The 22594-nt window shown below is 44.3% G+C and carries 25 protein-coding genes and 1 pseudogene; 12 read left to right on the top strand and 14 right to left on the bottom strand.

Going from position 1 to position 22594, the window contains the following annotated elements:
* The first annotated feature begins 8 nt into the window (after window positions 1–8).
* The 4 genes from PaeBR_RS01320 to hflX all read left to right on the top strand — a co-directional run bounded on the left by PaeBR_RS01320 (window position 9) and on the right by hflX (window position 5669).
* Entirely contained in the window at window positions 9–1133 is a 1125-nt protein-coding gene (locus PaeBR_RS01320) for a polysaccharide pyruvyl transferase family protein (RefSeq protein ID WP_410513141.1), read from the top strand.
* Window positions 1108–2643: a lipopolysaccharide biosynthesis protein gene (locus PaeBR_RS01315; protein WP_410513140.1), complete on the top strand. Its 1536-nt coding sequence runs from the start codon at window positions 1108–1110 to the stop codon at window positions 2641–2643. The genes PaeBR_RS01320 and PaeBR_RS01315 overlap by 26 nt, the downstream gene beginning before the upstream one ends.
* 11 nt (window positions 2644–2654) lie before the next feature.
* Window positions 2655–3974, top strand: a complete 1320-nt coding sequence (locus tag PaeBR_RS01310) for a glycosyltransferase family 2 protein (RefSeq protein WP_410513139.1) — start codon at window positions 2655–2657, stop codon at window positions 3972–3974.
* A 429-nt stretch (window positions 3975–4403) separates the two neighbouring features.
* Window positions 4404–5669 carry a GTPase HflX gene (gene hflX / locus PaeBR_RS01305; RefSeq protein WP_410513138.1) on the top strand — a complete coding sequence of 422 codons (1266 nt, stop codon included), beginning with the start codon at window positions 4404–4406 and terminating at the stop codon, window positions 5667–5669.
* Between the two features lie 271 nt (window positions 5670–5940).
* On the opposite strand, the gene PaeBR_RS01300 is transcribed toward hflX, so the two are convergent.
* Window positions 5941–6675 carry a protein-glutamine gamma-glutamyltransferase gene (locus tag PaeBR_RS01300; protein ID WP_410513137.1) on the bottom strand — a complete coding sequence of 245 codons (735 nt, stop codon included), beginning with the start codon at window positions 6673–6675 and terminating at the stop codon, window positions 5941–5943.
* A gap of 192 nt (window positions 6676–6867) precedes the next feature.
* Between PaeBR_RS01300 and PaeBR_RS01295 the strand changes: the two genes are divergently transcribed.
* Complete coding sequence (locus tag PaeBR_RS01295; RefSeq protein ID WP_410513136.1) at window positions 6868–7125, top strand: excalibur calcium-binding domain-containing protein; 258 nt, start codon at window positions 6868–6870, stop codon at window positions 7123–7125.
* Between the two features lie 170 nt (window positions 7126–7295).
* On the opposite strand, the gene PaeBR_RS01290 is transcribed toward PaeBR_RS01295, so the two are convergent.
* The 4 genes and pseudogenes from PaeBR_RS01290 to PaeBR_RS01275 all read right to left on the bottom strand — a co-directional run.
* Window positions 7296–8063: a DUF1829 domain-containing protein gene (locus PaeBR_RS01290; protein ID WP_410513135.1), complete on the bottom strand. Its 768-nt coding sequence runs from the start codon at window positions 8061–8063 to the stop codon at window positions 7296–7298.
* A gap of 25 nt (window positions 8064–8088) precedes the next feature.
* Window positions 8089–8526 (bottom strand): DUF6978 family protein, encoded by a 438-nt coding sequence (locus PaeBR_RS01285; RefSeq protein WP_410513134.1) that lies wholly within the window; start codon window positions 8524–8526, stop codon window positions 8089–8091.
* Window positions 8527–8886: 360 nt separating this feature from the next.
* Window positions 8887–9435, bottom strand: coding sequence for a GNAT family N-acetyltransferase (locus PaeBR_RS01280; protein WP_410513133.1), 549 nt, complete (start codon window positions 9433–9435; stop codon window positions 8887–8889).
* A gap of 53 nt (window positions 9436–9488) precedes the next feature.
* Window positions 9489–9578: pseudogene (locus PaeBR_RS01275) on the bottom strand (DUF3953 domain-containing protein); the annotation flags it as partial.
* A 562-nt stretch (window positions 9579–10140) separates the two neighbouring features.
* On the opposite strand from PaeBR_RS01275, the gene PaeBR_RS01270 reads away from it, so the two are divergent.
* The gene (locus tag PaeBR_RS01270; protein ID WP_410513132.1) at window positions 10141–10374 is read left to right on the top strand and encodes a hypothetical protein; all 234 of its coding nucleotides are present in this window, start codon (window positions 10141–10143) and stop codon (window positions 10372–10374) included.
* Between the two features lie 40 nt (window positions 10375–10414).
* Here PaeBR_RS01270 and PaeBR_RS01265 read toward each other — a convergent pair whose 3' ends face one another.
* Window positions 10415–10834 (bottom strand): GNAT family N-acetyltransferase, encoded by a 420-nt coding sequence (locus tag PaeBR_RS01265; RefSeq protein WP_410513131.1) that lies wholly within the window; start codon window positions 10832–10834, stop codon window positions 10415–10417.
* 310 nt (window positions 10835–11144) lie between these two features.
* On the opposite strand from PaeBR_RS01265, the gene PaeBR_RS01260 reads away from it, so the two are divergent.
* Together PaeBR_RS01260 and PaeBR_RS01255 are read left to right on the top strand one after the other, a co-directional pair.
* Complete coding sequence (locus PaeBR_RS01260) at window positions 11145–12002, top strand: tyrosine-type recombinase/integrase (RefSeq protein ID WP_410513130.1); 858 nt, start codon at window positions 11145–11147, stop codon at window positions 12000–12002.
* Between the two features lie 58 nt (window positions 12003–12060).
* Window positions 12061–13224 (top strand): IS91 family transposase, encoded by a 1164-nt coding sequence (locus PaeBR_RS01255; RefSeq protein WP_410513129.1) that lies wholly within the window; start codon window positions 12061–12063, stop codon window positions 13222–13224.
* Window positions 13225–13577: 353 nt separating this feature from the next.
* Here the strand turns inward: PaeBR_RS01255 and PaeBR_RS01250 are convergent, their stop codons facing one another.
* From PaeBR_RS01250 to PaeBR_RS01230, 5 genes are all read right to left on the bottom strand, one after another.
* Window positions 13578–14258, bottom strand: a complete 681-nt coding sequence (locus tag PaeBR_RS01250; RefSeq protein ID WP_410515036.1) for a group II intron maturase-specific domain-containing protein — start codon at window positions 14256–14258, stop codon at window positions 13578–13580.
* Window positions 14259–14361: 103 nt separating this feature from the next.
* Complete coding sequence (locus PaeBR_RS01245) at window positions 14362–15372, bottom strand: site-specific integrase (RefSeq protein WP_410513128.1); 1011 nt, start codon at window positions 15370–15372, stop codon at window positions 14362–14364.
* Window positions 15359–16345, bottom strand: coding sequence for a tyrosine-type recombinase/integrase (locus tag PaeBR_RS01240; RefSeq protein ID WP_410513127.1), 987 nt, complete (start codon window positions 16343–16345; stop codon window positions 15359–15361). Before PaeBR_RS01240 ends, PaeBR_RS01245 begins: the two co-directional genes overlap by 14 nt.
* Window positions 16338–17549: a tyrosine-type recombinase/integrase gene (locus PaeBR_RS01235; RefSeq protein ID WP_410513126.1), complete on the bottom strand. Its 1212-nt coding sequence runs from the start codon at window positions 17547–17549 to the stop codon at window positions 16338–16340. The genes PaeBR_RS01240 and PaeBR_RS01235 overlap by 8 nt, the downstream gene beginning before the upstream one ends.
* Window positions 17550–17702: 153 nt before the next feature.
* A complete protein-coding gene (locus PaeBR_RS01230; RefSeq protein WP_410513125.1) occupies window positions 17703–18104 on the bottom strand; it encodes a reverse transcriptase domain-containing protein in 402 nt (133 codons plus the stop codon).
* A gap of 23 nt (window positions 18105–18127) precedes the next feature.
* On the opposite strand from PaeBR_RS01230, the gene PaeBR_RS01225 reads away from it, so the two are divergent.
* The 4 genes from PaeBR_RS01225 (at window position 18128) to PaeBR_RS01210 (ending at window position 20973) form a co-directional block, all read left to right on the top strand.
* Window positions 18128–18373, top strand: a complete 246-nt coding sequence (locus PaeBR_RS01225) for a DUF5372 family protein (protein WP_410513124.1) — start codon at window positions 18128–18130, stop codon at window positions 18371–18373.
* A gap of 49 nt (window positions 18374–18422) precedes the next feature.
* Window positions 18423–18773: a DUF6788 family protein gene (locus PaeBR_RS01220; protein WP_410513123.1), complete on the top strand. Its 351-nt coding sequence runs from the start codon at window positions 18423–18425 to the stop codon at window positions 18771–18773.
* 151 nt (window positions 18774–18924) lie between these two features.
* Complete coding sequence (locus PaeBR_RS01215) at window positions 18925–20373, top strand: recombinase family protein (protein WP_410513122.1); 1449 nt, start codon at window positions 18925–18927, stop codon at window positions 20371–20373.
* A 21-nt stretch (window positions 20374–20394) separates the two neighbouring features.
* The gene (locus PaeBR_RS01210) at window positions 20395–20973 is read left to right on the top strand and encodes a hypothetical protein (protein WP_410513121.1); all 579 of its coding nucleotides are present in this window, start codon (window positions 20395–20397) and stop codon (window positions 20971–20973) included.
* A gap of 14 nt (window positions 20974–20987) precedes the next feature.
* Here the strand turns inward: PaeBR_RS01210 and PaeBR_RS01205 are convergent, their stop codons facing one another.
* The 3 genes from PaeBR_RS01205 to PaeBR_RS01195 all read right to left on the bottom strand — a co-directional run bounded on the left by PaeBR_RS01205 (window position 20988) and on the right by PaeBR_RS01195 (window position 22404).
* On the bottom strand, window positions 20988–21431 hold the full coding sequence (locus tag PaeBR_RS01205) for a hypothetical protein (protein ID WP_410513120.1): 444 nt from the start codon (window positions 21429–21431) through the stop codon (window positions 20988–20990).
* 422 nt (window positions 21432–21853) lie between these two features.
* Window positions 21854–22231 (bottom strand): type II toxin-antitoxin system death-on-curing family toxin, encoded by a 378-nt coding sequence (locus PaeBR_RS01200; RefSeq protein ID WP_410513119.1) that lies wholly within the window; start codon window positions 22229–22231, stop codon window positions 21854–21856.
* On the bottom strand, window positions 22231–22404 hold the full coding sequence (locus tag PaeBR_RS01195) for a DUF2281 domain-containing protein (protein WP_410513118.1): 174 nt from the start codon (window positions 22402–22404) through the stop codon (window positions 22231–22233). The genes PaeBR_RS01200 and PaeBR_RS01195 overlap by 1 nt, the downstream gene beginning before the upstream one ends.
* Between the last annotated feature and the right edge of the window lie 190 nt (window positions 22405–22594).

Raw genomic sequence — 22594 nt, 5'->3', positions numbered from 1 at the left:
ATTAAGCTATGAAAAAGATGATGATTTATGCTTACACAGAATTCAATTTGGGCGATGATTTGTTCATTAAGGTGCTGTGCGAGAGATATCCCGATACAAGATTTGAAATCGTTGCACCGGGCATGTATAAGCTTTGTTTCAAGGATCTGCACAATCTCAGGGTGTATGCCTCTGATTCGATCCTGGTAAGAGGGATTAACTTTCTCTTCAGAAAAATAAAAATTGACGATTTTGTCCAACGATTTCTGGTGGACCGTTCCGATGGAATCGTTCATATTGGCGGCTCCATTTTTATGCAGGGGGAATACTGGAAAGAGTATTTTGATAAAGCAGAGGCGATTCGCAACAAAACCAAACCCTACTTTCTGCTGGGGGCCAATTTCGGTCCCTACACGGACGATGAGTATTATCAGAAGCATAAGGAGCTTTTTAAAGAGTATACCGATATCTGTTTCCGGGAGGAATATTCCTATGAGCTGTTTCACGATTTAAGAAACGTCCGATTGGCGCCGGATATTATCTTTCAGCTCCAGCCTCCGGAAGCTCCGTCCAAGGAGAATTACATTGTGATCTCTGTGATCAAACCGTCCGCCAAAGACCTGGGCAGCAGCAATGACCTGCTCTATTATGAAAAAATGAAAGATGTTGCAGTCTATTGCATACAACAAGGCTTTGATGTGCATTTTATGTCCTTTTGCGAGCATGAAGGCGATCAGGAGGCTATCCGGCATATTCTGGATCTGATCCCGCAAGAGCTTGCACACCAAACCCGGACCCTATTTTATAAGACGAATATTGACGAAATGATCTCTGCGATCGCGCTATCCAGCTTTGTTGTGGCTTCAAGGTTCCATGCCATGATTCTGGGGTGGGTCTGCAACAAACCGGTCTTCCCCATTGCCTATAGCAGCAAAATGATCAATGTCATGCGGGACGCAGGCTTTAATGGACTTTATACCGACTTTCAGCATTTAGAGGCGCTGCAGCCCGAGCAGGTTTTTGAATGTATGAGCACTAATGGAATCGATGTATCCTTACAAGTCATCCGTGCAGAGAGACACTTCGAGAAATTAGACGCGTATTTATCACTGTTAAGCAGGAGGAGCTATGAGAGCGAAACGGAGTATTCTTAACTTGTCCTTTGGGCTGGGAAGTCAGCTCATAACCATCCTCCTTGGATTTTTTATTCCCAGACTGATCATGGTCAACTACGGCTCGGAAGCCAACGGATTAATCGCTTCAATCGTACAAATCATCAGTTATTTGGCGCTTTTGGAGGCGGGTGTGGGGGCGGCTTCACTTCAAGCCCTATATAAACCGGTTGCCGGAAACGACCGGAGCCATATCAATTCCATTCTGGCCGCAACCTCCAGCTATTATAAAAAGACAGGCATTTATTATTTCTTCGCCGTAGTCCTAATCGCTGTCGTGTATCCGCTGGTTATCCAGGCCGAGATCAGTGCCATAAGCATTATGGTTATCATTTTGCTGACAGGGCTTGGCGGGGCGATTAACTACTATTTTCAAGGCAAATTCCGCATTCTCCTGATCGCCGAGGGAAAAAGCTATGTGGAGACCTCTATCGTCACTGCGGCCAATATCTTGAACAATGTTGTGCGCATCGTCTTATTGCTGCAGGGCGTTAACATCATTGCCGTGCAGGCTTCCTTTTTTGTCCTGACTTTGCTGCAAATTGTAGCGTTTTATGTCTATATGAACCGGAATTACAAATGGATCGACCTAAGCCTCAAACCGGATTTCGAAGCCATCGGGCAAAAAAACTCGGTGTTAGTCCATGAAATATCCTATCTGGTGTTTAGAAATACCGATGTGCTCATTTTAACCCTGTTTACGAATTTAAAAATCGTCAGTATCTACGTGATGTATAACATGATTTTTACGATCGTGGATAACATCGTCCAGACCGTAAATGGAAGTGTTAAATCGGCCCTTGGGCAGAGCTATCATGAGAGCAAAGCGGAGTTTCTTAAGCTGTATGATGCCTTTGAGGTCTATTTCATGGGTTTAATATTCGCCATCCTTACGGTCGTTTATATTTTAATCCTGCCTTTTATGAGGTTGTATACTGCCGGAGTCAACGATGTGAATTATATCAACTTTTGGCTGCCAGTCTTGTTCGTAACAATTAAATTGCTGACGAATGTCAGAACCTCTTCCAACAATGTAATCACAATAGCCGGGCATTTTCAGAAGACGCAAAATCGTTCGATTCTGGAATCGGCCATCAACCTGATCGCCTCCATTATCTTTGTTCTGTTTATGGGGATTTACGGAGTCCTGATGGGTACCATCGTGGCCCTGCTATATCGTTCGATTGATATCGTGGTCTATGCCAGCAAAGTGCTGCTGAACCGGAGCCCTTGGGTGACTTTTAAAAGATGGTTCACGAACCTGGGCGTTTTCTTGCTCATTATTACGGTTACCACAACGCTTGATTTAAATATCAGCTCCTATGTGGGTGTTATCCTGTGGGGCATGATCCTGGGGGCGGTGATCCTCCCTGTATATTTCATCATCTCCTCCGTGCTGGAGAGAGACGTATTCCTGTATTCGTTAGACCATTTCAAAGGGTACAGAGCTAAGAAGAGCAAGGTAACGTCCGGTTCAAAAGTAAGCGTATAGGAGGATTGGATATGGATCATCATGCAGATTTGCAGCAAGCCTGTTACGACTACCTGAACCACCTGAAGGATGAGCTTAACCATTCACTAACAGCAGCAGCAGAGGATTTAGATAAAATGCTTCAGAGGTGCAAGGACAGTATGAATAACGAACAGAGTCCCTTGATCCGGGAAAATGTAGTAACCTTGTCTGAGGTAGTTCATGCTTATATCCTGGGCAGAGCTTCGGAGGACGCCTTGTTTTACTATCTGTCAGAGCAGTTTAATATCGGGAAACAAGATATTCCTGCCTTGGTAAAGAGTCTTGTTGAACTCAAAAGCCGGGTCGCTGGTCCGGAATACAAACTGCCCGCCGCCGGGCATTTTACACATTATCCTAAAGTCAGCGTGATCATCACCACTTACAACAGAAAAGCATTCCTGTATAAAGCGGTCCATAGTATCTTGATGCAGGACTATCCGAATAAAGAGATCACCGTTATTGATGATTGTTCAACGGATGGCACGGATGAATTGATGAAGGACAGCTTTGGCGGGGACGAACGTGTAATCTATATGCGTAGCGACCAGAACAGCGGGCCGGGGAATAACCGGAGAAAAGCGTTTGCCGCCCATGCCGACGGAGAATATATTCTTTTCCTCGATGATGATGACTATTTGATTGACATGAATTATTTCAGCAACGCCGTGGATTTCCATATTAACCATCCCGAAATATCCTTTGTTGCGGCTAATGTGTTTCTGGAATACTCCAAGACGAAGCAATTGAAAGTCTCCAGCCTTGGGCTAGGCGAGATCATTAACCAACACGATTATTTCATGAATTTCGAACAAAAAGGGTATCCCAAGCCCGCTTCCACGTTAACCACCCTCTTTAAGCGTGAAGCGCTGATGCGAATGGATATCCTGAATATGAATATGGTCAATGATGCCTCCATTTATCTGCGCTCTTTACTGGTGGGCGATGCCGGGTTTATCGATATGATTGCAGGTGTCTACAGAATCCATGGAAACAATATCACCTTTAATCTAAGCCAGGATTTCCTGATCGAGAATTTGGAAGAGAAAAAATTGATCAGGAATATGGCTATAGAACAACACGGTTACAATGCGAAGGAAATGAACCAATGGTTCAACCATAATGTGTATGATACGATCTTCTATTATTTAATGAATTCGGCCAAGAGCCATAAGGATTTCGAAGCCATGTACCAGTGGGCCCGCAGGCATTGCCCTGGCATCTATAATCAATTAAAGCGTGAATTCCGCGTGAAATTAATGAAGAAGCAAATCTTAAGGGTCTCCATACTACGGACGCTGCTAAATAGATAATATAACCAGCTGGCTTGAAATCGCATTTGCCACATAATGGGTCCTATGTTAAGATCGAGTTAACTCACAAGAACGGAGGGTTACGTGTGATAGACTTTATCCGAGTTAGAACTTTACGCGGCTGAATTGAATAGCGCTAAAGCTCTGCCCTGTGCAGAGGACTCAGGATTGGTCTACCCATTTATAAAGGTAACCCGCAGATTTGAAGCCCCAAGAATAACCTGCTGCACGCAAGGGAGATTTCTAACGATCTCGCCCCGCTGCCGAGCGGTTTTTGGGGTTCATATTCTCAGGGGAGGACCCTGGTGTTGTAATGGAGGCTTCGGCTTCCCTACGCTCCTGTTCCGATGTCCTCTACTCCTACTGTAAGCACAGGCAGATGCCTGTGCTTTTTTTGTCCAAACCTAGAATCGGAGGATGAATAACGATATGGAACCTATACAGCAAGAAGCAATTATTGTCGGTGTGCAGCTCCAGAATAAGACGAACTTTGCCTATTCGATGGAGGAGCTGCGGAACCTGGCCGCCGCTTGTGACATCAAGGTCACAGGTGAGCTAAGTCAAAAAGCCAGCCGGATCAACCCCACCCATTATATTGGGACCGGGAAGATTCAGGAATTGGCAGCGCTGCTGGAAGAGAAGGAGGCGACCATCGTTATATTTAACGACGAGCTGTCCCCTTCCCAAATCCGCAATCTGGAGTCTGCTCTGGATCAGCAGGTGATTGACCGGACTATCCTGATTCTGAATATATTCGCGGAACGTGCCAAAACCAAAGAAGCCCAGCTCCAGGTGGAAGTGGCCCAGTTGCAATATATGCTTCCCCGGCTGACCGGACTCCGGGAATCCTTGGGCAGACAAGGCGGCGGTTCCGGATTAACAAACAGAGGTGCGGGTGAAACCAAGCTGGAGCTGGACCGCAGAAGAATTGAAGAAAGAATCTTGGTCCTTCAGACGGAGCTTCAACAGCAGGTGGCAAGACGCCAGATTCAGCGGAAGCAGCGCCACAAGAATGAGGTACCCGTGGTGTGCCTTGTCGGTTATACCAACACTGGCAAATCCAGCTTAATGAACGTGATGGTGGACACCTATCACCCTGGCTCCCATAAACAGGTATTCGCCAAGGATATGTTATTTGCCACGCTGGAGACCTCGGTCCGCAGCATTGAGCTTCCAGATCATAAAACCTTTTTATTAACCGATACCGTCGGATTCGTCAGCCAGCTTCCCCACCATCTGGTGAAGGCCTTCCGTTCCACACTGGAGGAGGTTACCGAAGCCGATTTGCTGATTCACGTAGTTGACTACTCTGACCCAGAGTATAAACAGCATATGGCTGTAACCGATGAGACTTTAAAAGCGCTGGGTGCTGATCACATTCCGACGATCTACGCCTACAACAAGGCCGATCTGACAGACCAGCCCTATCCGCTTGTCCAGGACAACTCTGTCTATCTCTCCGCCAAACTGAAAAGAGGAATTGACGAGCTTACCGGACTGATCCGCGCCCATGTATTTACGGACTATATCCAGTGCGAAATCCTGGTTCCGTTCGATCGCGGCGGAGTCGTCTCCTATTTCAACGAGCACGCCCATGTCCAGTCCGTCAGCTATGAAGAGACCGGTACTCGGCTGAAGCTGGAGTGCAGAGTGGCCGATTTCGAGAAATTCCGGAGTGAATTTATTGAGGTGTAAAGTATAAGTAAACGAAACACCGGCCACAAAAGGCCGGGTTGTTTTATATTTATGTTCGGTGTTCTCCGTAACTACGGTGAATGTTTGGACTTCCGGCCGCTGTTGTCCCCAGATTTCTTGGATTATACCGCTGTTCGCGGATGAAATCCGGAGACAGCATATGCTTCCGAAGCGAGCTTTCCTGCGGAAAGCTTTCAAGGCGATCGCTACCGCTCCTACAGTTCCAAAATTCCCCTTCGGTACTCTTCACCTTAACAATAATTAATTCATCCTATACAGTTATTTTATGAATATATCTGCCAGCACCTATTCTGGCGAAGACAGCATTTTCCGATTGCCTATGATCCACAACAGGCTGACTTCTCCCTAGAGATAATCTTCGCAGATATTCGAAATCGGGATGGAGCGCTTGATCCGTGAGATATGCCGATGATACACTTCCGGGTATTCTTTCTTTATTCAGGGAAGCAATGATCCCGGCCGCGGTCGTTATCCCTATGCCATGGCCGTAGTACAGGTCATCTGCAAACATAACCGCATTCTCTCCCTGCCATTCCTGCTTATCGGGAGCATGATCCGGGTTTTTGAAATATACAATATCCCCCGGAGTCATTTCGTTCTTATAATATGTCGTGATTAGCCTCAGGTCGCTGTCCACATTCCAGTCCCATAAGAACATATCTTTAAAATACGCATTAAAAATGTCTGCACCTATTGCATCAAGCGTCGCCTTGTACAAGACAATTACCATCGCCGCAGAACATTCGAAAGCATATAAATGCCCATTTTGAAAAATATCCACGATTCCAACCGAAGGCAAAACACCCTTCTTTAGCAGGATTCCTCCATTACCTGTTCGCGACCAAAACTTTTTATTACAACGGGTGCTTTTATACGTCGCAAAGTCCACTCCACTGGCCTTCAAGGCTTTTGCCGAGTCAATAATGCCTTTTCTCATATTCTGCTCAAACTTCAGACTCTCGGGAGATTGATAATAATACGACACCGCACTTCCCCCCTTTAATGATGCAGATTTCTAAATATGGGTTATTGTACGTGTCGGGATTGGTGTTGGTGCGGGGGTTTCAGGGGAAATAGCGAAAAAAATGGGCGATACAGGTACATTCAAATTAGAATATATTCTTAGTAGAGATCTATCAATTGTTTGAACCATTCAACCAAACAGGGAGATTTGATAATGAAAAAAATCCTTACGATCACATTAAGCCTTGGTCTATTATTAGGGGCATCGGGATTAGCAGAAGCTAAATCTAATGTAAAAACATATAAAAACTGCACTGAACTTAATAGAGTTTATAAAGGTGGCGTGGCGCAGTCTTCTTCCGTTAAGAATAAAGGAGGAAAAACAAAATATAAGCCCTTTGTATCTAAAGAACTGTACAACGCAAATATAAAAAGTGATCGCGATAAAGATTTAATTGCTTGTGAAAAATAATTTCAGCCTTTTACTTCTTCCCATTTGCTAATTAGACTATGGTATAGTGTTCCAAAATTCATTTGAAGGGGCAACTCATCAACGAATCGTACTTCCTCGATTTCATATTTTTCCTCATGTAATTCCCGATCTTATTAACAAAAAAAATAACCCTTACATTTAAGGGCTATTTATGCTGAAAGTTCTTCTACATATTGTTGTCTTCCTGACCATAAAACAGTTTTCACATCGTACTGTTTAAAGGCACTTAGGATATCATTATTGATAGTTCTTTCTGAATCATTAAGAAACGCGTAGAGACTAGAATCTGATTTTCTTGTATTTTTAATATCCTCCCAAGCAAATAAAACACTTTCAGCTTTTGATTTTGAAGGATTATTTATTGTTTGAACTATTCGTTCACCTTTATTTTTCGATCTGGGAATTACAAAATCGAATTTTTGTGAAAATCCGCTTTTTCCAGTAAAAATAACGTTGTCAGTATATCGAATGTCATTAGTTAAGAAGTAATTCTCAACATCTTCCCAAAAAATACTCTGCACGTTCATTCTCGTGGTTAAAAACATATCGTTTACTGTCAACATTGCCTGGACAAGCATATGTTTTCTTTGAGGAAAGTTTTCAACTGTTGCTTCAACAAAGAGCTCATCGTTTTCTGATTTCCCTACCCCATAGCTGTTTAATATTGTAAGTAGCATTTCCTTACGTTTTCTTGACCCATAAATATCACAACCTGAAAGTAGTAAGTCATTAATGATATAGCCATCATCTGTTAACCTTAGTTTATCACCTTGAGGCACAACATACAGCTGCAGAAAATCATTATGGCGATCCATTAGAGGGGTTGTTATCTCGATCGCGTTATTAATGTCTTTCAGAATGATGTTTTCCTTAAGCCACCCCAAATATGAATTAATTAACTGATCTTTAAGTTGCATGTTTCCCCCTCCTTTCAGTGGTTAATTAAATTAAGTATTGTTGAATCGGTGGTATGTTAGTAACATTATTATACTTTAGGAAGGCAATTAATACCTGTACTAAGTCGGTTGTTTCAGTAATTATTTTCTTATCCAAAGGGTATGCCCAACTAGTCCCGAACCCTTCCCTAAAAATATGCAGATGAGGACAAGGAATAATCTCTTCATCTGGATTTTTATGTGGACTCCCCTCAATGTCTAACCTCAAAAGGACAACTGATCTTTGATACCTTGTTTGATATGTAACTTTTTGAATATTTATTGTACCTTTTCTATTTATATCGACTATAAATTTTTCATTTGAATTTGCAGAATTAACCCCGAGTTCTAAAGATTGCCCAGGATTGGGTAGTGTAATATTTCTATTTTCTGAGAGAACCTTAACTAAATTTAATAGATAGTCCACTTCGTTCTGTATTAGCATGACCCATCACCTATTTATTCCTCATCGGTTGAGGTACTTGATAGAATGTTATGATAGGCACATTGTATTACATATTATGGGACTGTCAACGCTTTTGCAAAAACTTCACCTAACGTTCTTGTATTCACGAAACACCCCAGCCTTAGATAGCTCTTATTTTAGGCTGGGGGGTGCTGGCTGAGCGACTTTCATGATTATACATCTGACAACCAAGGGGAGAACCCATGCTAATAATATTTCTTTCAGCCCACTACCTAAAAAGTCTTCCATTTTCAAAATCATCTTCTCTTGCTTTAGTAACCTCTTTAAATTCTAATGTTAGTAAATTCTCCAATCGTTGATCTTGTTCCGTTTATTTCTTCAATCTATAAAATCAGTCACTTTACAAAGCCAGACCATGTGAACAGAATTGGGTCCCCAATAGTCCTTAACCACTTTATAGGGCTCCCCAAATTTTCGCAACCATCTTTTCTGCGCACGTTTATAGCCACTGTCCAGGCAAAACTGATCAATTCCTTGTTGTTTAAGATATGTTGCCATATCCTTAATCAATGCTGAGCCCACACCTTGGCCCTGATAGCTCGGCAAAACGTATACACTGCCCAATTCACCCACGTCATCCAGCTGATTTTCTGTGCATGATCTGATATCCTCGCCACAGGGTCCAAAAGAAATTGTGCCGACAATTGCTCTATTGATTTTAGCAACCAGGAAATAGGTATCCGAATCAGCCAGGTTCAGTGATGTGTGAAGCAGATGCTTTTTATGCTCAATTTCTTTTTGAATATCATCTATTAAAAGACCAAGTCCTTCTTTTTCAAAGGCATCGGAAATTGACGCTTCAAAAAGATTACATGCTGATGCCATATCGGATTGAGTGGGATTGCTTATTTTCAGATTATTAGTCATAGTATTGGGCACCCCTAAACAAAAAAATATTTGACATTTCGTTCTTAACTTTATTATTTCAGTGATAGTGTCATAGCAAAAACAGAGAATATAAATAATGAAACCAATAAATTTAGAATACCCATTAATTTTCGTTTCTCTTTGAACTCTGAACCTGCGAGGCTTAATTCGCATCAGCGCCGTATCGAAGAATAAGACAAAAATTATTTATCATCGTATTCTTCTTCTCTATTTTTAAAAACTGCAATTATTGAAAATAAACAACCGATTGATAACACGGTATACAGAAACATATTAGGTCTCCTTTCTCTTTGTTTAATAGCACTAGGGGATTTCTGATAACGTTATTGTATTCCCGAACCCGTAGGGTTTCCTAATCATTATTTCAAGTCTATTTTCTCAATTTATTCAATTCACTTAAATCCGTACGTAAATATTTGATCACGAATAACTGCGTATCCTAAAAGAAAATACATTAATGTTACGAGAACAAACAATCCAACTGTTATGCTCAATTTAGAAAATATTTTGTTGTGTTTATTGATTGTCGGATAGATAACAATAAGTAACGTGGATAAACAAATCACCATTAAAACAGATAATCTAGCAATTAAATACTCCCACATAATAGGCTCCTTCGTATTGAAAATAATAATTAGTTAGTTACAATTATTGTCTATGTCATTATTAAGGAGTTGATTTCATTTGGCTATGAGTAAAAAAGAACTTAATAATTTAATTGACAAACTGTCTGATAAAGATGTTCCTCTTGTTGCTGATTTGGTAAAGCGATTGATTCACCCTGCTGATTTTTACATTCCTTATGATGACGAACCTTTAACCGAAGATGATATTCAGGCAATTAAAGAAGGCCGAGAAGAATTTCTTAAAGGTGAGACCATTAACCTTGAGGATATAATCCATGACCTTCAAAATTGAGTTATCTAATCGATCGGAATCCTTGCCATCTTGAAATGCTTCACATAGGTTTATTAATTCTTCTCATGAAATTAGTCATTTCAGTTACTTTATTAAAAGACCATTTATTATAGAATTCTACCTTGTCACCCGAACAGTATAATTCAATTCTTTCAATTCCTTTAATTTGTGGGTGATTTACTATGCTTTCAATTAATAATCTTCCAAGTCCTTTGCCGTGATAATCATTTAAAATAATTACATCGTAAATCGTCGCTCTATAGACAAAATCTGTAATTACTCTTGAAAATCCAATTAATTTATTCACTTCCTTATCAATCAGTCCAATGGTCTTGCAGTTATCTATCATTACTTTAATATCTTCCGGTTTTCTATTTCTTGTCCAATCTTCTTGTTTATATAATTCGAGTAAATCTAAAAAATATGATTCTGATATGTTCTCGACGAGTAATATTTCCATTATAATTACATCCTTTATTATTATGTTTTAGATGCACTGCAAGAATTGCGTATAACGTTGTTGTATTCACGAACCCTCACTGGCTTAAGGGGCGTCAGCCCCGGGTCCGACGGACTTAGCCAGTGCAGGGTTGTCTGCTGATCCCACTACCCCGAAATGCCTCTGCAGACCAAGGACCCGCCAGGGTCCACAGCGTGAATACGGTGTTGAACTAAACCGCTACGCGGTAGCTTTTCAAATCCTACAAACCCTTACTGCTATTTTACCATGCCTTCCTTTATTATCTAGTAAAAAAGGAGGGTGTTTATTTATGCAAGATTGGATATATTCGATGACCGTTTCTATGGAGTTACGAGGTTTTGCCAAAAGCACTCAAAGAACTTATTTAGCACACATGAAACGTTTCTATTCGTTTTGTGGCAAGCCTCCTGCATCTGTTGGATACGAGGAAGTTCGTGCTTTTCTTCATCATGCTATCACAACTGAAAAACTGAGTTCTGCCTACGTAAATTCTGCCTATGGTGCCATCAAATTTTATTACCAGTCTGTGCTTTTCCGCGAATGGAACATGCTGCATGTACCTAGAGTGAAAAAGAAATCTTTTCTCCCCACCATGCTGACATTTCAGGAAGTATGCCAGATCCTCGAGGCTACCCGGAACCTCAAGCACAAAGCCATTCTTACAACGGTTTACTCCGCGGGTCTTCGTGTGAGTGTGAGCGAAGTGGCACATCTGCGAATGACAGACATTCACAGTGCGAACATGCGCCTCTTGGTTCGTCAATCCAAAGGGGGCAAGGATCGTTATTCCATCCTATCCAACCATAATCTCCTTTTACTTCGTCAATACTGGAAGGTCTACCGCCCTAATCTTTGGCTCTTTCCCGGTATCCCCGATACGAAGCCCATTTCGGTAAGGACGATTCAGTCTGTTTTTAAAGATTCGCTGCATGCTGCCGGGATCTCTAAGGATGTGTCGGTGCACACCTTGCGTCATTGCTTCGCAACCCATTTGTTAAATCGCGGTGCGAGTATTCTGCAAATTAAGGAACTTCTTGGGCACGCGGATATTCAAACGACTTCCCTGTATCTACATCTGACGCATGCTCAAGTCCTCGGTTTGAAAAGCCCTCTAGACCTTCCTCTCGGAGGTGGTGATCTTGATTGAGCTACAGCACATCTTTTCGCGCTTCGCTGAGCCTTTTCTGGAGTCCCATCCCGTTCACATGGAAGGCATTAAGGCGACTCAAGCCATCCAAACCTGCAGAACGGCAATTTTGGGCGGACATATCGATCAGTGTAATTCTTGCGAGGATTTAAAGGTGTCCTACAATTCCTGTCGCAATCGTAATTGTCCCAAATGTGGGAATTTGAAAAAAGAGCAGTGGATTCTAGATCGAACATCTGAACTTTTGCCCGTTCCTTATTTCCATACCGTTTTCACTGTTCCTCACACGTTGAATCCTTTATTTTTAGCCAACCCAAAACTTATGAACTCTATTCTCTTCAAAGCTGCCTCCGAAACGCTTTCCAAGCTGGCCTTGGATCCTAAGTTTCTGGGTGCCCAAATCGGAGTCACCATGGTGTTGCATACCTGGGGACAAAATCTGTCTTTCCATCCCCATGTCCACTGCATTGTACCGGGTGGCGGCCTTTCGCCTTCAGGCTGTTCTTTTATGCGCTCGAGGAAAAAGTTCTTTATTCCCGTGAAGATTCTCTCCAGAGTGTTTCGAGGTATATTCCTTTATTTCTTGAAAAAAGCTTTTGTAGAGCAGAAGCTAAGATTTACCGGCTCCTGCTTGCCCTATGCTGAGGAATCCTCTTTTCTCGCACTTGTAGATGCACTCTATGAACCGGATTGGGTCGTCTACTGCAAGAAACCGTTTAAGACTTCCTTTCACGTCGTGAAATATTTAAGTCGGTACACGCACAAGACTGCAATTTACAATAATCGGCTCATTGCGATGGATGAGCGGACGGTAACCTTCCATTACCGAGATTACAAAGATGACGGGAAGGTCAAGCCTCTGACACTAGATGCGATGGAGTTTATGCGCAGATTTATGATGCATGTACTACCTTCTGGTTTTCAGAAAATTAGATATTATGGCTTTCTCAGCAATGCCAACCGGAAAACAAAACTACTGAAATGTTTGCGTCTGACTCGGACGCCGATTAAACCTAACGTAAAGTTGACGGCAAAAGAACTTATTTTTAAAATTAACCGGTATAGATATTTCGATGTGCCCCTCTTGTGGAGGGACTTGGTGTCCGATATTGACGCTGATTCCGGGCGGTGGGTAAGTACAATGAAATGGCATACTTTTTGTGACGATGCCTGTTCTGGGGAGGAGGGAAGTATGTCTTCATCCGTGAAAATAAAACGTTGACTCTATCCGTTTGAACAAGAAGTTTCCTATTTCGTGCTCCATTGCGAGATGGAAGTAAATAACAAAGCCCATAGGCCAGCACGTACCTGCGGCTTCGTTCAACATGGATTTGCGCAATTGCCGCGCAGCTTTTCTGCTCATATGATTACGACACTGACAGCCTTCAAGTAGTGGTTATGAAGGTCTTTTTTTTGGGCAACTGCGCAACCAATCCAGAGTGTTAGACGAAGCAACTGCCTTCTTCGAATTAGCCTCAGGTTCAAATAATAATCGGGTAGGAGGCTACCCATTAGTTGAGTAGCCGACCTCCCACACCACCGTACGTACCGTTCGGTATACGGCGGTTCCTTAGTTCACGCAGTGACTTGTCGATAGTAATCTGAAAAGAAAAGAAAGCCTAATCCTTTGAGGGTGTTGTTACCAAGTGATTTCGAGAGGACGGGGCTGCCCGAGATTCTCCAATAGCTCTTTCTTGTGTTTGCGTACTCCCATGCCTTCTGCTTGTGGATTCCGAGTGACTGCAGCTTTTCGAATTTCGTTTTCACTCGTTTCCATTGCTTCCAGTAGACCATGCGAATCCGTCTTCTCATCCATTCATCCGTAGATTGGAGCAGGCTCTTCATATCTGCTATCTTGAAGTAGTTTATCCACCCCATGATGTAGCGTCTAAGCTTCTCCGCCCGCTGTTCATTTCCCATTCCATTGCTTCTCGATGTAAGTTCCTTCACTTTGGCCCTCATCTTTGCAATGGATTTCGGGTGGATGCGGACCCGTATTTCTCCATTCTTTGTATAGAAGGAGAGTCCAAGAAATTTGACCTTCCTCGCCTCGTCCACTACCGTCTTTTCCCGGTTTACTTTGAGAAACAGCTTTTCCTCGATAAAGGGAAGCAGGTTCGCCAGCGTCCGTTCCGCGCTTCTTCTGCTTTTACAAAAGATGAGCATGTCGTCCGCATAGCGTACGAACCGGTGACCGCGGCGCTCCAGTTCCTTATCCAGTTCATTCAGCATGATGTTGCTAAGGATTGGGCTCAGGTTCCCGCCTTATGAGAAGTAAAATATTATGCAAAGTAAACGTCCAAAAACCGTAGTCTTATCAGATCGTAGCTTCGTTTACTTTGCATAATAAGGTGCTAAGTTAGAGGCGCGTCAACCATTCAAGCAGGTCGTCATCTTGGTTCCATTGCGGCAGATCCGTAGAAACCATGTTAGGATAGGCCTGCTCCAACGCCTTACGTTTCAGTTCAGTGTCAGCGCGCGCATAAATCTCTGTTGTTGCAATATCAACATGACCGAGCAAATCACGAATGTAGATCAGATTGACTCCCGCCTGCAGCAAGTGCATCGCTTTAGTATGTCTCAACACATGAGGGGTCACTTTTTCTGGAATAAGTGACGAAGCAGAACGTGCCTTAGAAACATACTTATCCAGGATGAACGCAATACCTTCTCGGGTCATTTTTCCTCGCTGTCGGTTAACAAACAGCGGTCTGTCCAGCTTACCGTTTTCAAGTAAATAGTTTTCGGTCATATACTGCCTCAATACAAACTCTGTGTTGGCCATAAGTGGGACATGTCGTGTCTTGCGGCCTTTGCCTGTGAGCGTTAGAATCGGAGGTGGATCTAAGCGAACGTCACGGACGCGGAGATCAACTAGCTCCTGCACCCTAGCCCCCGTATCATACAAGACAGATAACAACGTCAAATCTCGGCGACCACTACGTGTGGAGAGATCGGGTTGTGCGAGAATCAGTATTAACGCATCCGAAGTAAGGTGGTTCACCGTTGGCTTTTGAGCCTTCTTGAAGGGTATGGAGAGAATCTTTTGGAAAGCAAGTAAGCCCGTTGGATGCTCCGCCTGTATATAACGGAAGAATGCATGAATACAAGCCAATCGCTGGTTCCGTGTAGAAATGCCATTGTTCCGTTCTTCTTCTAGCCACTTCAAGAAGCCAAGTACAAGCGTTTCGTCCATTTGCGAGAGACCAAGACGCTCAATGGTGAGTCCCTTACCTTGCTTGCAGTAGCTAAGAAACAATTTAAACGTGTCACGGTAGGACGAGATGGTGTTAGGACTCACATTTCGCTGTCCTGGCAGATAAACAGATAAGTATTGAGTTAGTGCTTTGGCAAAGTCAGTTGGCTTCATGGCCATCGCCTTCCAAGACAGGAATCACGTGACCGAAGGCATGCTCCACTTTGGCTGTAATATCTGGGTAAAGCTCAGCCGTCAGTCTCAAGTATTGAGACGTGTCGCTGAAGGAATGGTGACCCAGATATGTTTTGAGGACCGGCAGATAGGCGGTTAGATCTTTTCCTTCCTGCACCCAGCGTCGCAGGCAGTGAACGGCGAAGGTATGACGGAAATCGTGCAGGCGAGGCCCTTTTCCCCAGCCGCCATGAGAAATTCGGGCTCTCCAAAGAAACTTCCTGAAGTTTTTATACGCGTTATTCTGGGTTAGGGCTTGTCCATTGGAACCTGGAAAGAAATACGCATCTGCATCCGAAAATGTATGGACTTGTTTCACATAGGCGTGACAACGTTGGTGGAGTTCGGCGGACAGCGGAACGAGCCGGTTCTTGTTAAACTTTCCATCCATAATCGTCAGTACTCCCGTGTCCAGATCAACGTTCCGTAATTTCAGTTGCAGCGCTTCTGAAATGCGCAAACCACAGCCGTAGAGCATGCGGAACAATAAGGGCATGATCCACTGCCTGTTCGGAACCTCTGGTCTGTAATGACAAGCATCGGTCTGTTTAAATAGCTGCGCAAGCTCATCATTGCTAAATATGTGAGGAATATATCTTGGTCCCTTAGAGACAGTATTCTTGGGCAGCACATAAGCCGGGATGCCGACCCGGTTCATGTACATAGCCAACTGCCGTACGACAACAATTCGGTTGCTCAAGGTCGCATGCGCTTCATTTGGACGCTTCTGGCTCCATGCATAAACTAGATCTTTGGAAAGGGTAGAGCCTGTGCAACCATTGGCTAAACAAAACTGGTCAAACTTGTAGAGGGATCGAGCGCTGCTGTCATATTTGTAACCGAGCGATTGTTTTTGGCGGATTACCTCTTGGATGTATGGTTGGAATGGGCTACGGAAGACGAACTCAGTCATGACTAAGCACCTCCTCGGGGTTCAGTGCACATTCACGGAGCATGTCCACATCTACCTTAAGATAAATAGCTGTGGAATCGGAGCTGACATGTCCTAGGATGTCAGAGATCACGGATAAAGGTGTATTCTCCTTAAGTAATCTGCTCGCCAGCGTATGTCGCAAGGAATGCATCCCTCTCTTTTTCTGAGGTGAAATCGGGATCTTGGCCAGCTTCATGTATTTAAGAATGACCTGGTTCAATCTGTCTTCGTCGGCGAAAGGCCCCAGCGGCGCAAGATGTCGCAAGAACACATAGGGAGACTCCACTTTGGGACGCCCATGTTTGAGATAGTCAATGATCGCCCAACCGACATCTGGCAGGAGGGGCAAGTTTAGCTCTCTCGATGTTTTGGACTGCAGGAAAACGATGCGATTCTCTTGCCACTTCAAGTTCTCCAGTTTCAGACGCTTGAGATCGATGGTTCTGAGTCCAAGTCGTGTGACTAAAAGGATCATGGCGTAATCCCTTTTTCCTGAAGGATTGCCTCTATCGATCACCTCAAGCAACTTAGTGACATGAGCCGTTGTCCACACGGAAGGGATACGGTTTTGCTTCCTAGCTTTCACAGCGGGGATGGCTTCACATAGATCCTGTAGATGGAGTTGGTTGCTGTAAAGGTAGCGCAGAAAGGAACGCAACCCACAAAGCTGCTGTTCCACTGTTTTGTAACTGTATCCGAGCAGCGTGTTGATGTAGTCATTTAGGTGACGAGCGGATATGTCTGCGCAATGCATTACACTTTTGGATTCCAAGAAGCTCATGAATTTCTCGGCGATCTTTCGGTAATGGTTCTGAGTTACCGTAGAATATTCTTTCGTTTTGCAATGCGCAACATAATGCTTGAGCCTCTCTTTGAACTCCATGTTTTGCAAAAGTTCCTTCTGCTTGTAGTATCTGCGCAGAATACTGCCGTGCTGTTGGAAGTCACCAAGCATGCGTACCACTCGAAAGACGTTAATGATCGACTGAGTCAACTCTCCAGCCTTCTCTAATTCGAAGAAGTTGTACTCCTTTTCAAGAAACCGAAGCCCGGCTTCCTCTGTAAAGTGCTCGACTCCTTCTGTTTCAAAAAAGATGGTGATTCGCCGCCACATCAACCTGTAATACTTGATCGACTGCTCGTTGTAGTGCAGGCGGTACAGCTCCTTTTCAAGTCGGCTCATTAGTTCTTGCAAAGGTAAAACCATAGGAATTCCCCCGAAATATGAAGTGAGAAGAATCTTCTCCTACTGAACATTTCGGGAATATTATGCAAAGTAATGATGGGAAAATCCCTTTGATGACGGGTACTTACGGACTTTACTTAGCATAACGAGTTACTTCTCATAAGGCGGATTATGCAAAGCTTTGCATAACCCGCCCTGCGGCACGCCGACTTCCGTTTCTTCGAAGCGGTGCTTCACGACTACTCCGGCTTTTAGATACTTATGGATCAGCGAGATGACCCGCCCGTCTTTAATGGTTCGGGATAGTACTTCTACCAGCTTGCTTTGATTCACGGTGTCGAAGTATTTCTCCAAGTCCATATCGACCACATACTTGTATCCTTCCTGAATGTGTTCCTGACTCCTTCGGATTGCGCCATGTGCGCTTCTTTTGGGTCGGAAGCCGAAGCTGTTGTCTGAAAATTGTTTCTCATAGATCGGGGCAAGGACCTGGGCGATGGCCTGTTGGATCACTCGGTCTACCACTGTCGGAACGGTCAAAGCAAAATGCACAACAACTCAACCGGCATTTAGGAATGGTCTCGATCAACCATCCATTTCATCCTCTACAAGGACAAAGCTTCACCCTGCTTAGTATCAGAGAAGTGAAAGGGTTACGCCGGTACTCTTTACAAACAGATACCGGTGTCGTTTGCGTCCCTGAAACGTGGACAAACCATTACGCCTCAACCACTCTTCCTCCCGCCAACCTGTCCTATGATCTACTGACACTAAAAGAATTGGCCCAGTTCTTGCATACCCTAGAGGAATCCCACACATGAGTGGCGAATCCTGTTGACAGTTCTTAGATGATGGAGGTAAAATCTTAGTATGAATAACAGTGATAAGAATAAACGAAAAGCAATTCCTACTTCTGCGTTGCTAGAACGCAAACCACTCATCCTTCAATCTCTTTCCTCCATGGATCACATCATTCGCGGCTCCTTAATCACACGTTTCATCAAATGTGGCAAACCCAATTGTCACTGCGCGAACGGGACAGGCCACCAAAGTCTGTATCTCTCCTCTTTCTATCAGGGTCGTACACGGATGGATTATGTCCCAGCAACCTGGGAAGCTTGGGTTCGTAAGGGCTTGGAAAATTTCGAGAGTACCCAGATTCTTCTCTCCGAATTAACAGAATTGAACTTGGAGCTTCTTCGACGTCGAGAGAAGAGTTAAACGGTACTCCAAATAGGAGGACTCTCTATGTCCAGTTCTGCATTAGCTGAGTTGGTCGGGAACGATCCGCTTAAAGCGGATGAACTCGTCACCCTTTTCGCGGGGTTGTTTCACGCTTGTCTAGCCGCGATTCATAAGGAGGGGGAAGACCGTGTCACCGTCAATGAAAGTCCGAGCGGAGCACCTGAATCGGAAGGCCATTGTGTACATTCGTCAATCGACGCTAGCCCAAGTTCGCTTCCATCGGGAGAGCACGGAGCGCCAGTATGCCCTGCAGGAGAAAGCCCAGCAACTCGGTTGGAACCAGGAGCAGATTCAAGTCATCGACGAGGATCTGGGGATTTCAGGTTCGGGTCGTTCCCTGCGCCAAGGATTCCAGAGCTTGGTCGCCCAAGTATCTCTTGGTCAAGTAGGCGCAATCTTTGGTCTGGAGATCTCCAGGTTGGCTCGCTCCTCCGCCGACCTCCTGCGTCTTCTCGAATTATGCGCTTTATTCAACACTATTGTAGTGGATGAGGATGGCATGTACGATCTCTGCGACTTTAACGACAGGCTCATTTTGGGATTTAAAGGCACGATGAGTGAGGCCGAGCTCCACTTCCTTCGCGCCCGCATGCTCGGTGGGAAGAAAAACAAAGCGCGAAAGGGAGAGTTACGCTTTCCATTGCCGGTTGGCTTTTGCCACGACACAGATGGGCACACCGTCATGGATCCGGACGAAGAGGTCCAGACTGCCGTACGTAACGTTTTTCGTGCTTTTGAAACGAGCGGAAGCGCTTATGGCGTCGTTCAATTTTTCTCCCAAAACAGCTTACGCTTTCCTAAGCGAGCTTATGGCGGAGCCTGGGCAGGAAAACTCATCTGGGGAACATTGACCCATGGTAGAGTCCTTGGTATATTGTACAATCCTGTTTATGCGGGCGCGTATGTATATGGTCGCTATCGTGACCAGAAGCGCGTCAATGAACAAGGCCATTTTGTTCATCATATCGTACGTCTTCCCCAAGAACAGTGGGAGGTGCTCCTTCGAGATCATCATCCCGGCTATATCACTTGGGAAGTCTATGAACACAACCTTCAGGTTTTGTTAAACAATCGCACGAATCTGGAGCGAAGCGGCCCCGCACGGGAAGGAGCGGCTTTGTTACAAGGTCTTGTGCTTTGCGGCAAATGTGGACGGCGCATGAGCGTACGCTACACTGGAAACGGCGGTATCTCACCTGTTTATGAATGTAAGGGTAGATGGGAGCATGGCCGCCGAGCAACTTGTACCACCGTACCCACTCCAAGCATTGACCGTGCTATAGGTGATCGACTTTTAGCAATGATACAGCCCACCCAGTTGGAGCTTGCGCTACAGGTTATGGACAAGCTAGTCAACAAAGAGGATGATGCAGATAAAGGGTGGACACTCCTTCTGGAACGCACAAAATATGAGGTCGATCGCGCTGAGCGTCAATACCAGCAAGTAGAGCCGGAAAATCGACTGGTTACTAGAAGCTTAGAGGCGAAGTGGAATGAGAAACTAGAGGAAATGGCTCGAGTTGAACTAGAATATGCGCAATATCGCTCTCGTTTAAGTTGGCAGCCAACTGAATAAGACAGGGCAGAAATTCTGAACTTGGCCCATACACTGCCCCGCGTTTGGGGTTCAGCAACGACTACATGTAAGGACCGCAAACGAATTTTACGGTTGCTCATTGAAGATGTTACCGTATTTGCTGAAGCGAGGAATCCGGAGGTTAGATTAGGTCTTAGATGGCGAAATCAATGCTGTGAAGAGATTCATACCCGCAAAGCGCTGCCAAAGGGAACGGCCAGAAAACATACCGCTGAACAGACAGAAAAGGTCCGGGAGCTCGCCCTGACGATGACCGACAAGCAAATGGTTATCTATTTCAACGAATTGGGCGTGCGCACACCAGAGGGTAGAATTTTCACAGTTGCCTCCATCAAGTGGATCCGTTATTCAAACAAAATACCTGCCTTTTCACTACCACGACAAGGCTTCACCGTAAAGGAGGTGGCGCAGCGTTTAGAGGTATCTACTCATGTTGTCTATTATTGGCTTGAGCATGGCATGTTGCAGGGGCAGAAGATAGGACCGGGATTGCCTTGGGATATCCCGCTAGATGAGCAAATAGAGATTGCACTACGACAACGTATACAGAATTCCGGACATCTTACACCAGTCAATTAGTTGAAATAGGGTTACTATGCTATAAAGTCCAAAACCAAATTGGGAGGCGTGCAGTATGAACATACCTTCGGAATGCCCAGATTTCTTTTCTTTCCGTTCTCTTTGGGTATCTCTACTCTTCGAACGGGATTCGGACGGTACGTTCCGTCCAGGATGGATTGCTTGATGGATTCTCCGTTCTCTCGGAGATATTGTAGAAGTTCATCTACGCCCATCCCGTCGATTCCGTGAGACCCTTTGTTTGCTTTGACCCGTTTGAACGCTTCGTTCAGGTTGTCTCTGCTCACCATTTCCTCAAGCAAACCTTCCCTCGACTCGGCTGCGTTGGTGTTGTCGGTTTCAGGTATCCTCGCAGGATTGTACGCTCCCGCATATTCTCCATGTTCCGCATGTACGTTCTGCGTCGAGCCTTCTCTTCGAAGTTGGCTGCACTTGGCTCCTGTTTTGGTACCTTTCATTGATCCGCACCTCCTAAAGTTCGGCCCTTCCCTTGAGCCATCGACTGCTCAAGGTACTATGGCGTCTGCTGACTTCTCATGGTAAATCTTGTTTCAACCGTGATTTGAAGTTCATCTCCTCACGTCCATGAGATCTCCCACGGTAAGACGATTCACTTTCCTTCCATCTACCCGCACCATTTACACTGGAATGTCTGTGTAGTGTATTGGACTTTGCTTTGTTTCGCAAGCTCATCCCATCCCTTGTGCCTGATGATGTTCGTGTTCCTCGGGCCGGAAGTTTGCCTCCAGCTTCCTTCAGATTCCACCTCGCGATGGACACCCTTGCTCTTGGCTAGTGGTTGGCCACTACCAGCCCCCACAGCGGACTTTCACCGCCTAGTTAATCGCCATGCGTGGCGCACAAAAAATAAGACATCAAGCTATTCCTGATGTCTTTGGATCCAAAGATAAATATCGTGTTCTTTCAATTTCCCTTCAGCTGTATTTAACCCTAATTCAATCAATTCATCTTGAGAGTACTTTATTAGTACTCCATTTATCCGTAACAACAGTAACATAGTCGCTACACCAATTCTCTTATTGCCATCGACAAAACCGTGGTTCTTAATCAGTGAGTAAGTTACAACCGATATTTTGTTGATAACTCCTTCATACAGATCGTTGCTATCAAATGTTGAAAAAGGTCTTTGTAAGGCACTTTCTAATATTGATTTGTCCCTAATTCCTGCCGATCCACCGGTTGCTTTAAGAATCTTATTATGAAATATTATTAGCTGGTCAATACCAATGATCTTCATTACTTGGCCAGCTCCTCTAAAGCTTCCCGATTCTCATCAATAATTGTATCCATTAGTGATTCTAATTGTTTATTATTTTTATTTTTTAAAAACTCCACAAAATCAATGACCTCGATTTTCTTATCATCTGACAGGTCTGAGAATTCCTTTAATAATTTTTCTTCGAGACTCATACCTACACCTCCATATGCTGTTCTCTACAGTATACACTAAAGTGCACTTGTTTTTAACATATACTTCCTGAAAAACTCGCTTAATAATTGTCTTGCAGTTATTTCATCTAACGTTGTCGTATTCGCGACTTCCAAGCGGCTTAAGGCGCGTAGTGCCGGGTGGCTCTGCCACTTAGCTGATTGAATTTGA

The organism is Paenibacillus sp. BR2-3, assembly GCF_046529485.1.
GTDB lineage: Bacteria > Bacillota > Bacilli > Paenibacillales > Paenibacillaceae > Paenibacillus_AQ.
The sequence above is the reverse complement of the archived record's forward strand: the minus strand, read 5'-3'. Positions and strand labels throughout refer to the sequence as shown.